General features: G+C 55.4%; 13 protein-coding genes. 7 read left to right on the top strand and 6 right to left on the bottom strand.

Annotation, left to right across the window (positions count from 1 at the left end):
- The first annotated feature begins 762 nt into the window (after window positions 1-762).
- The 3 genes from H6F46_RS15185 (at window position 763) to H6F46_RS15175 (ending at window position 5,333) form a co-directional block, all read left to right on the top strand.
- Complete coding sequence (locus H6F46_RS15185) at window positions 763-2,616, top strand: diguanylate cyclase domain-containing protein (protein WP_099534577.1); 1,854 nt, start codon at window positions 763-765, stop codon at window positions 2,614-2,616.
- Between the two features lie 202 nt (window positions 2,617-2,818).
- Window positions 2,819-4,657, top strand: coding sequence for a threonine--tRNA ligase (gene thrS, locus H6F46_RS15180; protein WP_190355571.1), 1,839 nt, complete (start codon window positions 2,819-2,821; stop codon window positions 4,655-4,657).
- 187 nt (window positions 4,658-4,844) lie between these two features.
- Window positions 4,845-5,333 (top strand): hypothetical protein, encoded by a 489-nt coding sequence (locus tag H6F46_RS15175; protein ID WP_190355570.1) that lies wholly within the window; start codon window positions 4,845-4,847, stop codon window positions 5,331-5,333.
- Between the two features lie 357 nt (window positions 5,334-5,690).
- On the opposite strand, the gene H6F46_RS15170 is transcribed toward H6F46_RS15175, so the two are convergent.
- Complete coding sequence (locus tag H6F46_RS15170; RefSeq protein WP_099534580.1) at window positions 5,691-6,089, bottom strand: polymer-forming cytoskeletal protein; 399 nt, start codon at window positions 6,087-6,089, stop codon at window positions 5,691-5,693.
- A gap of 798 nt (window positions 6,090-6,887) precedes the next feature.
- On the opposite strand from H6F46_RS15170, the gene H6F46_RS15165 reads away from it, so the two are divergent.
- Window positions 6,888-7,850, top strand: a complete 963-nt coding sequence (locus H6F46_RS15165) for a DUF72 domain-containing protein (RefSeq protein ID WP_190355569.1) — start codon at window positions 6,888-6,890, stop codon at window positions 7,848-7,850.
- A gap of 38 nt (window positions 7,851-7,888) precedes the next feature.
- Here H6F46_RS15165 and H6F46_RS15160 read toward each other — a convergent pair whose 3' ends face one another.
- The 4 genes from H6F46_RS15160 to H6F46_RS15145 form a co-directional block, all read right to left on the bottom strand.
- On the bottom strand, window positions 7,889-8,059 hold the full coding sequence (locus tag H6F46_RS15160) for a hypothetical protein (RefSeq protein ID WP_190355568.1): 171 nt from the start codon (window positions 8,057-8,059) through the stop codon (window positions 7,889-7,891).
- 720 nt (window positions 8,060-8,779) lie between these two features.
- Window positions 8,780-10,270, bottom strand: coding sequence for a protoporphyrinogen oxidase (hemG, locus tag H6F46_RS15155; protein ID WP_370567166.1), 1,491 nt, complete (start codon window positions 10,268-10,270; stop codon window positions 8,780-8,782).
- Window positions 10,271-10,875: 605 nt separating this feature from the next.
- A complete protein-coding gene (locus H6F46_RS15150) occupies window positions 10,876-12,897 on the bottom strand; it encodes an AarF/ABC1/UbiB kinase family protein (RefSeq protein WP_190355567.1) in 2,022 nt (673 codons plus the stop codon).
- Window positions 12,898-13,077: 180 nt separating this feature from the next.
- Complete coding sequence (locus H6F46_RS15145) at window positions 13,078-13,308, bottom strand: hypothetical protein (protein WP_190355566.1); 231 nt, start codon at window positions 13,306-13,308, stop codon at window positions 13,078-13,080.
- Window positions 13,309-13,786: 478 nt separating this feature from the next.
- Here H6F46_RS15145 and H6F46_RS15140 point away from each other — a divergent pair, with 478 nt between their 5' ends.
- The 3 genes from H6F46_RS15140 to H6F46_RS15130 all read left to right on the top strand — a co-directional run bounded on the left by H6F46_RS15140 (window position 13,787) and on the right by H6F46_RS15130 (window position 15,259).
- Window positions 13,787-14,038 carry a hypothetical protein gene (locus H6F46_RS15140; RefSeq protein WP_099534583.1) on the top strand — a complete coding sequence of 84 codons (252 nt, stop codon included), beginning with the start codon at window positions 13,787-13,789 and terminating at the stop codon, window positions 14,036-14,038.
- Window positions 14,039-14,043: 5 nt separating this feature from the next.
- Window positions 14,044-14,184 (top strand): hypothetical protein, encoded by a 141-nt coding sequence (locus tag H6F46_RS15135; protein WP_190355565.1) that lies wholly within the window; start codon window positions 14,044-14,046, stop codon window positions 14,182-14,184.
- 145 nt (window positions 14,185-14,329) lie between these two features.
- A complete protein-coding gene (locus tag H6F46_RS15130; protein WP_190355564.1) occupies window positions 14,330-15,259 on the top strand; it encodes a Cof-type HAD-IIB family hydrolase in 930 nt (309 codons plus the stop codon).
- Window positions 15,260-15,350: 91 nt separating this feature from the next.
- Here H6F46_RS15130 and H6F46_RS15125 read toward each other — a convergent pair whose 3' ends face one another.
- A complete protein-coding gene (locus H6F46_RS15125) occupies window positions 15,351-15,752 on the bottom strand; it encodes a VOC family protein (protein ID WP_199291598.1) in 402 nt (133 codons plus the stop codon).
- Window positions 15,753-15,898: the final 146 nt, after the last annotated feature.

The following is a 15,898-nucleotide window of genomic DNA, read 5'->3' as shown; positions in this document are numbered from 1 at the left end:
GGCCGATCATCGATTGAGCTTGGGTTGGTTTGGGTTGACTTGGGGTTGTTGGCCGCCAAACATTGAGCACAGCACTGAACACAGCAAGGGTAGATGAGCACAGCCCTGTGGTCGGTTGCTTGTGGTTCGGGATCGCCTGCCTGCGCTTGCGGCCTAGATTTGCGGTCTACGATTTGCGGTTCTAAGATCGATTGTCTTCATCCATCCGTTTAATCAATGCCGATCGAGCCACAGCCGAGGGGTCATGGGGCGATCGCCCTTGATGAAACTGCTTGCATCTCCGGTGATCCCCTGTGATCGATCAAGGGAAGATGGCTCGCCATCAACTGCATGAGTGATTTCATGACCGATCATGCGTGATGCACTGGGGGAATCGATCGGGACTCAGATCAACGACTGATTGACCCATCATCGATCACAATCAATTTGAGATTCACAGCCCCCTTGATCAGTACCCATTGATGAGACTGATCAGACCGATCACGTTAACTGATCGCTACTGCGCTAATCCATTAAATCCAGTGATTGGGTGAGAGCGATCGGGAAAATTGGGGCGATCGAGGGTGGGTCAAGGTGATCGAAAGGTGATCAAATCGACGGCGATCAAGGCGATCAAACTTAATGAAATCGATTGACCTAGAGCCATCTGCATGGAGATCAGGCGATCGATGACATTAATGGAGATCCGCAATGAAATCCGCAACCCCAATGCTCAAATATCTTGCGCAATCTACTGTCTGAGCCTGTCGGTGGCCAGGATGCATGGAAATTGAAGCGGCTGTTCAACGAACCTTTGCCACAGGCTCAGCGTCTGGATCGGTGGCGGAAGCGGCACGGCGCTGGATGGCTCTGCCCGATAGTGCTGCCCGATCGAGTTGTTTGCTGGTTCTCGAAAGCAATCAGCTTAAGGGCGTGGTCTTGCCTCGGGATCTCTTGCGGGCCCTGGCCACTCAGCCCACGCGGTTGCTGGGAACCATTGCCCAGGCCGTCCAACCAATCTTGCTCAAGGACTTGGGGCAATGGATTGGCACCATTGAGGGCCTCCGAACCCTGTTGGATCTGTTTACCCGCCAAGGCCTCGATATTTTGCCCGTGGTGGATGGGGGACTGCGGCCCCTCGGGGTATTGCCGCTGATGGTCGTTTCCCAAGAATTGATTTTGCGCCTGCAACAACAGGCCGATCACCGTGACCTGGCCGAGCAGCAGTTAATGACTGCCTATGCCGAAATGCGGGGCATGTTGGAAGCCCTGCCGGATCTGGTGCTGGAACTGTCAACGGAGCAGGCCCATGTGCGGGTGATGCCTACCCAGTTGGCCCAGGTGTCAAATCATGGGGGGGAGCTAATTAATCAGATGGTGGAAATTCTGACGGATTCCACCCGATCGGGCCCTTGGTTGGCCGCCGCGCGGGAAGCCATTCGGCAACAACGTTCCCTGTCCTTGGAATATTCCCTGCGGCTGGGAGAACAGGAGGCTTGGTTCATTGCCAACATTGCCCCCACCTCCCACAGCAGCGTGATTTGGGTGGCGCGTGATATCAGCGATCGCAAACGGGCCGAGCGGGCCCTGGCCGAAGCCAATGTTCAGCTCAAGGCTTGGATTGATACCCTAGAGCGCCGTAACCAGGAGTTGAAACTGCTGGGCGATCTCAGCGGTCTGCTGCAAACTTGCCTGAGCATCGCTGAGGCGGGCCGCGCCTTGCCCAGTGTGTTGATGGCTTTGTTTCCCCGCTGTAGTGGAGGGGTGTTTTTATACGACGACAGCAAGGGCGTATTTTCCCTGATCAGCCAGTGGGGCGATAGTTTCTCCAGCCAATCGACCTTTGCCTTTCGCCATTGCTGGGCCCTGCGGCGTGGGCGATCGCACCGAGTGGAATCGGGGCCGCAAAACCTGCGCTGTCAGCACGCCTTTGAGGGGTTCATTGGCGAATCTCTCTGTATGCCTTTGGTGGGGCGGGGGCAAACCTTGGGCCTGTTGCACCTTTGCACCCAGCCCAATCAGCGTCTGATTTCCGAATACCAACCCATGGCCACGGCCGTGGCGGAGCACTTGGGCTTGGCCTTGTCTGATATGCAATCGCGCCAAAAACATAACCTGGTGACGCTTCAAGATGAGGATGCGCAACTGTTTAATCGGCAATATTTGGAGCAGCGGCTTCAGCGCGACTTGTTAAGTATGGCTCGTGCCCAGCAACCCTTGAGCTTGTTGGCGATCGCCCTGGATGGGTTGGCTGTGGCGGAGCGCCTTTCGGGCCAAGATACCAGCCGATATTTGTTGCAACGGGTGGTGATGCGGTTGCGCAACCATATTTCTGAGTTGGAAGCCCTGGGGCGCTACGGCAAATATGACTTGGTGCTGTTGTTGCCCAACACGGAGATTGAGGAAGCCTGTCGCCGAGCGGAGCGGTTGCGCCAACTGTTGTCGTCGCTGGATGCGTCCCTGCTGGAGTTTGCGCCCCAAGGAATTGGCGTGGCGATCGGGATTGCCAGTTTCCCAGACCATGGCCGCACGGCGGCTGAGTTGTTGCACCGGGCAGACGTGGCCCTTTATCGGGCCCGATCGGGCAAGGGTAACGGGATTGTGCCCTATAGCTTGCCCGACAGCGATCGCGCCTAAATTGCCCATTTCCGCCCATTTGCCCTGATTGTGCCCCTGAGCGTCCTGTCCCGAAACGCTACCCGATCGCGGGCCTCGCTAAGATAGAAGGCCCCAAGCGGCGGTTCGCGAACCAAAAGTCGGGCCACGTCGTCAATTAGCGTTAGAGTAGCCACGATGCGCGATCGACCGTCGCTTTCTACTGTTGTTGAGTTTCGTTGGTATGGTTCAGCAATTGCCCGATCGTCCCCTGCCCGCCGCCGACCAGGTTGATAAAATCACCCTGCCGAAAACTAGCGAATCGGAAACGCTGAAAAAAATTCGCCACACCACTTCCCACGTGATGGCCATGGCGGTGCAGCGCTTGTTTCCCAAGGCTCAAGTGACGATCGGCCCCTGGATCGAAAACGGCTTTTACTACGATTTTGATAGCCCCGAACCCTTCAGTGAAGAGGCGTTGAAGGCGATCAAAAAAGAGATGATCAAAATCATCAACAAAAAGCTGCCGGTGATTCGCGAAGAGGTGTCCCGCGAGGAAGCCAAGCGCCGGATTGAGGCGATCGGGGAACCCTACAAGCTGGAAATTCTCGACGACATCAAAACCGAACCGATCACCCTTTATCACCTGGGCGATCAGTGGTGGGATCTCTGCGCCGGGCCCCACCTGGAAAACACCTCGGAAATTAACCCCAAGGCGATCGAACTGGAAACCGTGGCCGGAGCCTATTGGCGCGGCGATGCCACCAAGGCCCAGCTCCAGCGGATCTATGGCACGGCCTGGGAAACCCCCGAGCAACTGACCGAATATAAACGCCGCAAGGAAGAAGCCCTGAAGCGCGATCACCGCAAGCTGGGCAAAGACTTGGGCTTGTTTATCTTTGCCGATCCCGTGGGCCCCGGCTTGCCCCTCTGGACTCCCAAGGGCACGATGCTGCGATCGATCCTGGAGGACTTCCTCAAGGGCGAACAGGTGAAACGCGGCTATTTGCCCGTGGTCACGCCCCACATTGCCCGGGTGGATTTGTTCAAAACCTCCGGCCACTGGCAAAAGTACAAGGAAGACATGTTCCCGATGATGGCCGAGTCGCCGGAAGAGGCGGCCGCCGAGTTGGGCTTTGTGCTGAAGCCGATGAACTGCCCCTTCCACATCCAAATCTTTAAGAGCCAGTTGCGATCGTATCGGGAGCTGCCGATGCGCCTGGCGGAATTCGGCACGGTCTATCGCTACGAGCAGTCCGGCGAGTTGGGCGGCCTAACGCGGGTGCGCGGCTTCACCGTGGATGACTCCCACCTGTTTGTTGCGCCCGAGCAGTTGGATGCGGAATTTCTGAAGGTGGTGGATCTGATCCTGACGGTGTTCAGGGCGCTGCAACTGAAGAATTTCAAAGCGCGTCTCAGCTTCCGCGATCCCGACTCCGACAAGTACATCGGCTCCGATGAGGCCTGGAATAAGGCCGAAAACGCCATTCGATCGGCCGTGCAAACCCTGGGCATGGATTCCTTTGAGGCCCCCGGTGAAGCGGCCTTCTATGGTCCCAAGCTGGACTTCATTTTCCAGGATGCCCTAGAGCGCGAGTGGCAACTGGGGACAGTGCAGGTGGATTACAACCTGCCGGAGCGGTTTGATCTGGAATACGTCGCCGCCGATGGTAGCCGCCAGCGGCCGGTGATGATCCACCGAGCCCCGTTCGGCTCGATCGAACGGCTGGTGGGCATCCTGATCGAAGAATACGCCGGAGATTTCCCCTTCTGGCTGGCTCCCGAGCAAATTCGGCTGTTGCCCGTGGGTGACAATTTCCGCGACTACGCCGACCAAGTGGTGACGCAACTGCAACTGGCGGGCATTCGGGCCACGGTGGATGGTTCGGGCGATCGCCTGGGCAAAATTGTCCGCAACGCCGAAAAGGAAAAAATTCCTGTGATGGCCGTGGTGGGCGAAAAAGAGGTGGAAACCAACAGCCTCAGCCTCCGCACCCGGGCCGACGGCGATTTGGGATCGGTGACGGTGGCCACGACGATCGAACGGGCCACGGCCGCCAACCGCGATCGCACCAATTTTTAGAGTTCAGGGCAGCGCCAGCCCAGAAAAGCTCTAGCCTAGGGAGGTGGAAACGGCCGACCGTGCCCCTGTTCCCGATCGAGGATGTGCCTCGTTTGCCCATCGCCCCGTCCTCGATCGTCCAACGGCTCAACAGTTCCTCATCTAGTTCCCATCAAGTCCCCATCACAAGTACCGCTTGAACTTTGCGATGAAACTTCAATCCACAATCGCAGCGATCGCCCTGGGTTTGCCGCTGCTGCTGACCCCCACCGCTGCCCAAGCCAACGAATACGATCGCTGTGTGCGCGACCTGCGCGACTCCAACATCAGCCCCGACCTGATTGCTAGCTCCTGTGCCTATGTGCTCCACCCCGAGGACTTGGGCGACTGCGTGGAGCGAATTGACGAAAAAACCACCATCTCAGCGGAGGCGGCCCTCAGAACCTGTCGGCAAGCTCGCCGCCCGATCGACACCGCCAACTGTGTGGTCAGCATCTCGCGGGCCGGAGCCGTTGACGGCAGCGCCGTTTTGGATCACTGTCGTCGCAGTTTGCTGCCCGAACGGTTTGCCCGCTGCGTCACCACCCTGAATCGCCAGGTGACCAGTGACCTCACCACCGCCATGGGCCAATGCATTGACGGGCGCGATCGCCCCCGTGACATGTATCCCGAATATCCCGGGCGATCGGGCAACTGAAATCGGTGACTGAGATCGTGAAACTGAGGCCGTAAATCAGCGTTTTGGTTGATTTGGGTCCCAGTTGATTTGGGTTCGATCGGGTTTGGCCCACCTGTCCGTTGCCCTGCCAAGCCCACACCCCCCTCAAGAGAACTGGATCTATCTCCTAGGGTTAAGCCGCAGTCGTTGAGGCTGAACCGCTAACCCCAGGAGATAGACCCAATCTCGATGATCTCAATGGTCAGTAGGATCTGTAGTCCCGACGGCGATTGGGGCCCGGTCGTTGGTCAGTTGTTTTTGAATGGTTGATGGATTGTTCACGGCATGGTGCCCCCTCTCACCTTGCCTAGTGTCCTAGGAAATCCCTGGAAATCCCTACTCGCTGCGGCCCACCAATTTGGGAATCGGCGGAGCGACGGGCAATAGGTTGGCATCCTTGGTGACAATGTGGCCCACGTAGAAAGCCCCCGCCTCAATATTCAAGGCGCTAACCACCACGTCCCCCTCCAAGCGCGAGGTGCGCGTTAGGGTCAGACTTCCTTCGGCCACAATACTGGCCTTCACTGTGCCGTGAATGATGATGTTGCCGGCTTTGACCTCGGGCCCTTCGATCGAGCCAGTCGCCGAAATCTCCAAATCCCCATTCACTTCCACCGTGCCCCGCACCGCACCATCAACCCGTAAACCGCCCTGGACTCTTAAGTTTCCTTGAAAATCACTTCCCTCAGCCAAATAGGTCACTGACGGCATTAGTTTTTTGCTACGTCCAAACATCGGTTAACTCCAGAGTCACTATTGCATTGATCCATCCCCGCGTTTCTCCCAGCACGCGGCCTCGCGATCGAGGCCTGCTTCATTTTTCAACTCCTTGAAACTGCCTGAACTACTTTGCAAGTTTGCTGGGTCACTGACCCAGTTGGTGTTGCCATCAACAACAATTTATACTTCCGATCCTTGTTGTTTTTCTGACCTCTTAGTTTTTCTGGCCCCTGCGTTTAAGGCGTGTTACTGATGGTGGCTTGTCCTGGGGGATAGAGTTGTCTTGAGATTAATGTCCGCAGTCTGATTTCAGGGTTTTTACGGAAGAAATGCACTGATTCGGGTAATGGATGAAACTGTGAATCAACCATTACCAAATGGTTCTGCGCTTGTGGTTGATGGAAGAGGCGCAAATAGGGGCTAAGTTCTAAAATTCCCAAAAATTGCCCAAAATAAGCTCAAAATCCTGAAAAATTTGACTTTTCTCGACAATGATCGCCAAGAATTTTCTGAACGACGGTTTCCTAAACTTCAGAACAATCAATGCGACTCAGACCCTATAAACCCAAACGAACACAAATCAATCACAGTCAGTCTTTGAGCGTAATTTTGCCAGGATCATTGGGCTTGCGACTAATAGGGAGTTGATCTATGGGCGAGGGCTACTGAATTTGGATGTCGCTTGACCCGTGACGGGTCATGCCCCCTGGAGGATTGTGGGACATTTTGGAGAAGCAATGATTGCAAGATACTCTGAAGGATCTATTTTGAAGGATCTATAGGGTATGGCAATAGAGGGTATAGCAATAGGGTATGGCGATCGACTGGCAATTTCGGCTCGGCTGTGCCGTGTGGTCTTATCCCGGTTGGGTGGGTTCGGTGTATCCGCCGGGAACTTCGGGGCAAAAAGCCCTGCGTTGTTATGGCGAGCGGTTTTGGGCCGTTGAGGGCAACACGACGTTTTATGGTGTGCCCACGGCAGCCACGGTGCAGCGCTGGGGATCATTGGTTCCCGATGGATTTCGCTTTTGCCTGAAGTTGCCTCGGGATGTGACCCATCTGGGGCCCTTGCTCGATCGCGGGCCGGCAGCGTTGGCCTTTGCGGAGCGAGCGGCGGCCTTGGGCGATCGGTGCGGGCCCTTGTTTGCCCAGCTTCCTCCTAGCTACGGCCCCAGCCAGAGCGCAGATCTGCGACAGTTTTTGAGCCGATGGCGACAGTCAACCAATGTCCCTTTGGCTTTGGAGGTGCGTCACCGGGATTGGTTTTTGCCCCATTGGCGCGATCGCCTCAATGGTTGGTTACGAGAGCTGGGGATTGGTCGGGTGGTGTTGGACACGCGGCCCATTTATCGGGGTTTGGATTTGGCCCGGGACGATCCCCAACGGCAATCCCAGCGCCGCAAACCGGATTTGCCGCTGCAAGCCTGTGTAACGGCGGAGTTCGCGATCGTCCGGTTCATTTCCCACCCGGAAGCCTGGCGCAATGAGGCTTATTTGTTGGAATGGCGCGATCGAGTGTTGCGCTGGCTGGAGCGAGGGGTGCAACTGTATTTTTTTGTCCATTGCCCGATCGAGGAGCATTCGCCCCACACGGCCCGCCAGTTTCAGGCTTTACTAGAGGCGGCGACGGTTCCGGCCGTGGCCGCGATCGCCCCGTTGCCTTGGAATCAGTTATCAATCACCGAAGGCGCGGCAGCAATGGGCAGGAATCAGACTGGGGGCGATCGCCTCGGATCCCAAAACAATTCCCAAAACGATCAGCTTTCCCTGTTTTAGGGAGCCGTATTTTAGGAAAAGAGACCGCAGCGAGGCGACTACATCAAGCCGGTGCGATCGACCAACAGGGCCACACCTGCCGAAAAAGCCGTAATGCCCATCGCGATCCAGGGGCTTTGGCCGAACGCTACCGCGAAGGACACCGCCACACCGGCTCCAACGGCAGCGGAAATAACACCAGTGACCAAATCTTTTTGCTCGGGTTGCATGGTTTTTTCCCTTGATGATTTCTTAAACAAAAGGCACTAATAAGAACCGCTAATGAGCGGCTGTGCTGTCCCAAATTACCATCCCGATTTAGCTGGGTGTTTGGGAAAGGCCTGGCTTTGCAACTAACCTTTAATAAGCTTGAGAATTCTTGAAATTTCGCGATAAAAATTCACAAATCAGCCAAATTTTCGTCGATCAGAACGCAATAAACGGTAACGACTAAACGAGTAGCAGTTCCAATGCAGTCGCCTAAAAATGGGAGTGCTAAGGGCCGACCGGTGAAATGGCCGTGAACTAGTTGGCGAGTTGGTCAACAGTTCTCTAGGAGCTAGGAAAATCGTAAAAATCTGTGAAAAAGATAAGAAAATGAACAATATCAATCAATAAACGAATTAAAAAATGAATTTAAGGGCAGATCTAGACATGAAAACTAGAAAAATCAGCAACATAGCCAGAACAATCATCAAAAGCACAACAATCAACAAACAGGGATCAACAACCAATAATCAACCAATCATCCACAAGTAGGGATCAACAAGTAGGGATCAACCAGCAGCTATTAGAACGCAGGTATTAGAACAAAGAGCGCACAGCGAAAGGAGAACTGTGCGCCCTTTGAGAAATGGTTGAACGTAATTCAAAACAATTCAACGCGATCCAAAATCCAAAAATAGACTCCCGATCGGGTGGGTAGGGGCTGATTGCCTAGACTCGACTGCCTAGACTCGACTGCCGAGGAACTGCTCGATCGCGTCGGCCTGTTCCCAACCATGGCGCACGCAATCACCCAGCGCTACGCCGCCTTCATAGTTGCTGCAAGCAAAGAGGCCAGGCCAATGCTGAAGCTCCTGGTGCAAGGTGGCCAGGCGAGACCCATGCCCGATCGTGTATTGCGGGATTGCCCGTCGCCAGAGTTTGACCGACAGCACCTTGGGCGGCACGTCCTGTTTCAGCAAAATCCGCCGCACGTCCGCATGAACCATTTGGGCGATTTCGTCTTCGGTTTTGTGGATCAGGGTGGGATTTTGTGCGCCGCCAATGAAGTTGATTAGGTGGGCCCAACCTTGGGGAGCGCGTCCCGCAAACAGGCTGGAAGCCCAAATGGTTCCTAGAGTTTGCAGGCCCAGGCTGCGGGGAATCAGGTTGCCAAAGCCGCGCAGAGACTGGGCAAAGGCGGTTTCGGGATAGGCCAAAATCACGCAGGCAACGGCAGGGTAGGGAATGGCGTTGAGGGCGGTGCTGGCTCGGGGGGCGAGGGGTTCTAGCAGTTGAGCCGTGACCGGAGCCGGGGTGGCCAGAATGATCGATCGAGCCGTGATCTGTTGGGGGCCATCGGGGCTGGCGATCGCAACCTGGTAAGTACCTTGGGGATCACGGGCGATCGCTGCCACCTGCCAACCCAACTTGACCCGATCGCCCAAACCGCTTGCCACCGCTTCCGGCAAAGCTTGCAGTCCCTCGCGGAAGGATCCCAACTCCCCGGACTTGGGCTTGGGTAAGCGGGGATCGGCTGGGGGCGCTTGCTTGGCCGCTTGGCGTTTAGCCCAGAGAATTCGCGCCGCCCCGGCTCCCAAGCCACCACCGGCCGCTTGCATGGCGGCCATTTTGCGGAAGGCCGCCGAAGCACTGAGGGCATTGGGATCTCCGGCATAAACCCCCGAGATAAAGGGATCCACGAGGCGCTCCATGGCTTCTTGACCCAGGTGGCGAGTGAAGAATTCACGGACGGTTTCTTCGCCGCCCCTTGCCGAAATGGCTGCACCCACGATCGGGGGCACAAAACCCGCCGCACCTAACAGCAGTCTGGCTTTGCCCCGATCGCTCAGCAAGGTGGAATTCCAAAATGCGCCGGGACTCATGGGAATGGCTTGTAACCGACCGTCCCAGTAGACAAATCGGGGAAGCTTGCCATCCGCAAACACCAGCTCATCCTTCAACCCCACTTCCACGGCGAGTTTCAGCAGCTCTGGCGTGGGGGCGAAGCTGTTGGGCCCCTCTTCCCACAGGAACCCATCGGCCGATCGGGTGGTGATGTTGCCGCCCACACGGTTTTGCGCTTCCACCACCAGGGTCGATCGCCCTCGGTTGCCCGGGTGATTCACCAAGCGGTGGGCAGCGCTCAAGCCCGTTAAACCCGCGCCGACAATCAACACATCGATCGCCGTCGATCGATCCGTTGTTCCTTCAACCCCAATCGGTGCAGCAACCACCACGGCTTGATCTCCTTTTTTCAAATTTTCTCAAAACAATTTCAAATTCAAACGCCAGCCCACGAATGGGGCTAGTTGCGCTAGTTGCGTTAATTGCCCTAGTTGCCCTAGCTTCCCTGAGTTCAATCAATCGCTTGAAGGACGGGTGATTCCAGGTGCTTGCAGTTATTCGCAGGCGCTCGCGGTTGATTTCAGTCGATGCGATCTCGACGCGATTTCAAGCGATGTGGGATCGATCGAGTGAATTGATTTAATTGTGCGGTTTTTGGGGCTGGGGCGATCGGGTCTCGGGAGGAGTGGCGATCGGCCAGCCAACCGCTTCTTAATTTAACCGTTGATGGTCTTTTATCTTTTTATCGTTATTGGGTTATGAAATAAATTCATATGAAATAAATTCAACGGTGACCCTCAAGGAATAAGGAATGCTAGGTTAGCCAATGCTGGGCGAGCTACTGCGGGGTCGCCGGGTAACTGAGGATCGCGCTCTGAACGTAGAAGGCGATCGCCCGATCGAGCAATCGCCTTCTACTCAAGTAACCCTTCAATTAAGCCTCAAGTAACCCTGAGCACCAGTCCCAAGGGATCCAAATTTTCCCGATGATTGCCTAACGCAGAGCTGCGATCGGGACGGCCGCCTTGGAATCGGTCATTGGCTGGGGTGATCGCGCCACCAACACCTCCCGAATCAACCGGGCGATCGCTCGTTGGGCTAACTCTCCGGCGATCTGTTGACCCAACTGCTGGGTTTCCGGCCGCACCAGAATCCGCGCCGCCAACTGCAACAGCTTCATGGAATCAAACCCAGGCGTTTCCTGAAGCAACTGCCAAATGCGTTGCAACCGCTCCAGGGTTTCACGTGGGTCGCTGGGGTTGGTTCCCGGGTTGGAACTTGCCGGACTGCCTGGGTTGCGGTTCAGGAACTTGCCCCAATTGTCCAGGAGCGATCGCCAAGCACTTTGGCCCGCCGCGTCGATCGCTTCCACTAACCGACTGGCGACCTGCTGGCGAATAAATTCCCCACGCTCCGACAACAGAAACTCCGCTGCCCGATCGATCCCTTCATTGAGATCATAATCAGCACTGTCCTTGGCATTGCGCAACAGATTTTCTAACCGATTCCAACGAAAATCTCCTTCCCGGAACAGCAAATCTTGCAACGAAGCCCGCAGTTCTGGAGCCGGATCCGTGAGCAATCGTTTGGCAATGTAAGGATAGGCTTTGCTGAGCACTTTGAATTCCGGATCCACATTGATCGCAATCCCTTCAAGGGTCACCAGCGATCGAATAATCAGGGCATAGTAAGCCGGAACTCGAAACGGATATTCATACATCACCCCTGACAATTGATCGGTGATGTTTTTGAAATTCAACTCCGAAACACTCGATCCCAACGCATTGCTAAACACACCGGATAGGGCTTGGGAAATTGGCTCCAAATTGGTGTCAGGAGTCAAAAACTCCAGCTTCACATAATCTTCTGCCAATCGAGCAAAATCGCGATTCACCATGTGAACCACCGCTTCGATCAGTCCGTAGCGCTGATATTTTTTAACTCGGCTCATCATCCCAAAATCGAGATAAGCCAATCGACCATTGGGCATGGCCAACAGGTTGCCCGGGTGAGGATCCGCATGGAAAAAACCATGTTCCAGCAATTGCCGCAGAGAACACTGCACCCCCACATTTACCAAGTGGGTGGCATCAATGCCTTGTGCGGCCACTTCTTTCAAATTGGTGAGCTTTGTTCCCGAAATCCACTCCATGGTTAACACCCGCTTGCCGGTGTATTGCCAATAGATTTTGGGCACGTAAATTTCTGCCATGGAGCCATAGAGCTTGGCAAATTGTTCTGCGTTGTGCCCTTCTTGGGAATAGTCCATTTCCTCAAAAATGCGGGCCGCAAATTCATCGGTAATGGCAACTAGGTTGCTCCGCAGTCGCTTGACATTTTTCATAGCCCATTTGGCAAGGCCACGCATGATGTAAACGTCAAGTGTGATTTGCTCCGTGAGTCCGGGGCGTTGCACTTTCACGGCAACGGCTTCCCCAGTTTTCAATTTGCCGCGATAGACTTGCCCCAGGCTGGCGGCGGCAACGGGTTTTTCGCTGAGTTCGGCAAAGCAATTTTCGGGGCGATCGCCCAATTCTTCCTCAATGAATCGGTAGGCAATTTCATTTGGAAAAGCTGGCAATTGATCTTGCAGTTGGGTCAACTCTTCCAAATAAACCGGCGGCACGAGGTCGGGTCGGGTGGAAAGGGCTTGGCCCACTTTGATGAAGGCGGGCCCCAACTGGGTCAGTAATTCTCGTAACTGGCGAGCGCGGCGGGCTTCGTTGCGCTTGACTTGGTTGCTCTGGCGATCGCGCCAAATCGCAAAGGCAAACATGAAGCAGGGCCACAAAACGGCGATCGCCCGTTGCAGCACCGCCCACCAGCGTCCTCGATAGGCCGCGTCGATCGCGTCTGGGTCGTAGTGGGGCGATCGATAGGTTTCGATGTCTTCGTCGTCGGTGGGCCCCTGATTTGGCGATACCGGCGCGGAAACATCCTCTGCCACTGCCCGTGCCTCGATCGTGGCCCGTTTGGGATCCGTCGCATCAAACACAGGAGTCATCGCTGAAGTCATGGCGAACGTTGCCTGAACCAGTTACTTAGTAACCAATTGTAAATACTGTCGCCATCAATCGTTGGATTTCGATGGCGATTGATAGGAATTGATTGACAACGGGACAGCCTTAGAGGGCAAACGGGGAGCTGAGTTCAGTGGATCGCCACGGCCCGTAAGGCTCTCCGCGATGGTTCACGGTTAACCGAAATAATCAGAACCATTCCCGAGCTTTCCGATCTTTTTGACGAATCGTCTCGAATCCTTAAGGAACTGGGCCTTGGCCCATCGAAAAGCCCTGGTTTCCTCCATGATGGTTAATTGTTCTCGGCTTTTCGCGCCCTGCAACCCTAACGGAAACGTCGCTTGAAACGTTGGTGAATCAGGCATTGAACGATCCTGATTGGCTGGACTGAGGGGAGAAAAAGCCAAGGGCGAAAAGCCCAGAGTGCAAAACCAAAATCCAAGGGGGGCGTGATGATGTCGATCGGGCTGGAGGACGATCGCGATCGCAGTGTTTCTCCGCAACTTCAGGGATGCTGAAACTAATCAATTTCTCCAGCGATCGGATCTTTTTCCGATCAGTCCCTAGTCTCTCCCTGGAATCTAGTCTCTCCCTGGAATATTGATGTCTTGATCGGGTGCAAAACCTTAACCCAGTCCAGTTCAGGTCAGGTGCTTGACAAATTTTCCAAATTCAGGCCCAAAATTCCAAAACTAGGTTAAACTTAGGTTAAGAAGCCCTTAAGGGAGCTTCGTTCGCGCCCAACTCACGCCGTTACCGCGATCGCCCAGCGTTATCCTCCAACCAGGTGCAATCAGACCTTAACCCTCTGCTCTAACATCTTCCGGAAGCTCGCGATCGCCTCTTCGTCCATTCACAAATCGTGTATGACCTGGAGGTTATCCCATGAAAGACCATGCGACCTTTATCGCTCCTTGCTCCACCTATCGCGGCGTAGTTCGCCCCGAGAATTTGGTCTTTAACGCGAACCTCCAAGAGTTTGCCCAACGAGTTGGCTTCATTTGCAACTTGGAGACCAACGGCAAGCTCTCACCCGAGGAAGCTTTTCATGAACTGCAATCCCTGTGGGCTTCCCTGGAAGGGAGTTATGAAAACCTTGGCGTTGGCCAAGAACCTTTTGGATCCAATCCGCAATAGTGGCCATGCTCGCGACCAACCACTTTAGCGAAGGCTGTGGATGGTTGCGAGTGGTGTGGCGACCCAAGTTTGGGTTTTTGGCGGATCCACTGTTTGGACTCGTAGACTCACCATCGATGTATTCCCGATGCGCCATTGCGGCCTAGCCCCACGGCTGCGCGTAGTTGCTGAATGCTCCATGGTTCGATCGCCCTCCCCCTGCCAGAGACCGTTCTTGGCTAGGTTTGGCCCTGGGGAGAGCGTTAGACTTTGGAGCGTTCAAGCCGTGACTTCAGGGCGAGGGGCCTTCCGATGGTGTTTACAGAAGCTTGGCAATCGGGCAGTGGCGGACAGCAGCCATTTCCCCATCATTTGGCCCGTGCAATTCGGTTGATTGTGTTGGACATTGACGGCACAATCGCGGGTCGAAATAACCAAATTAATCCCCCGGTTCTGGCCGCGATCCAAGCGGCTCAGGCTCGGGGTTTGGCTGTCACCATTGCCACAGGGCGTATGTATTGCTCGGCGTTGCGGTTTCATCGGGAGATTCAAACCCCCCTACCGCTGATTGCCTATCAGGGGGCTTGGATGGATCAACCCGACCACAGCCAACCGGCCGATCGCCCTAAGCCCAAGCCACTGTTTCACCGCCCGCTGGATCGGACTGTGGCGCGGGAGGTGGTTGACTTTTTGGAGGAGCCGGCCTGGGGCGATCGCCTGTCGGTGCATTTGTATGTGAACGATCGCTTGCTGATTCGCCAACTGACACCGGCCAGCCAAGATTATGCTGATCGCACGGGCGTGACCCCGATCGAAGTGGGAGATTTGCGGCAAGTGCTGGCTCAGGGCCCCGAACCCACGAAGGTGTTGGCCCTCAGTCCCGATCGCCACTTAACCCGCGATCTTTTGGAAAAACTGCGCCAGCGCTACTGTGCCCAGGAAGCTTACCTCACCACGTCCGTGTCCACCTTTTTGGAGGTGGCGCACCCGGATGTGAACAAGGGCAATGCACTGCGGCACTTGGCGGAGCAACAGTTGGGTTTACGGCCGGATCAGGTGATGTTTGTGGGCGATAACTTCAATGATTCGGAAGCGATCGCCTATGCCGGTTTGGGGGTGGCCATGGGGGATGCGCCGGAACCGGTCAAGGCGATCGCCCAATGGGTTGCGCCGTCTGTGGAGGAGGATGGGGCTGCTCGGGCGATCGAGCAAGTTTTGGCCGCCAGTGGCTCAGTTCTTTAGTTTTTGATCAATAGCTGTCGATCAAGTCCTTGAGTTCAAGTCCTTGAGTTCAAGTCCTTGAGTTCAAGTCCTTGAGTTCAAGTCCTTGAGTTCAAGAATTCTTAATTCCAGAATTCGCCAATTCATTTGGCTCATAGAGAATCAAACGGTTCCCCGCCGGGTCGATCGCGTCAATTTCCCGGCCGTGGCTCGCAATGCGCACTGGCCCCGCCAAGGTGGCCCCCCGATCGCTCACCAGGGCGATCGCTTGATCCAAATTCACCACTTCCAAGCAGAGACAAAAGCCCCCCGTTGCGCCCTGAAAGCGTTCCATCTGTTCGGGTTGGGGCCGAAAAATTCCTAAGCGCAGACCGCCCGTTAGCCCAAATTCCCAATAGCCCGAACCGATCGATCGCACCGGATCTCCCAGGAGCGATCGATAAAACGCGCCCAACTGTCCCCCCATCCCATCCGCCAAAACCACCAGCGCTCCACGATAGTCCAACCGATCCACAGTGCAACTCCACAAGCCCGGCGCATCCGGTTAACTGCCCATTCCACCCTACCCCAAGCATCCCTTCAGAACATCAGTTTGGGCAAAGGTTGGGCAAAGAGAGGGATCAGCAAATTAGGGTCAACAGTCACGGGGCCATTAGCCGG

This window comes from Limnothrix sp. FACHB-1083, assembly GCF_014696485.1.
Taxonomy (GTDB): domain Bacteria; phylum Cyanobacteriota; class Cyanobacteriia; order CACIAM-69d; family CACIAM-69d; genus CACIAM-69d.
This window is presented reverse-complemented; position numbering and strand designations above follow the sequence as displayed.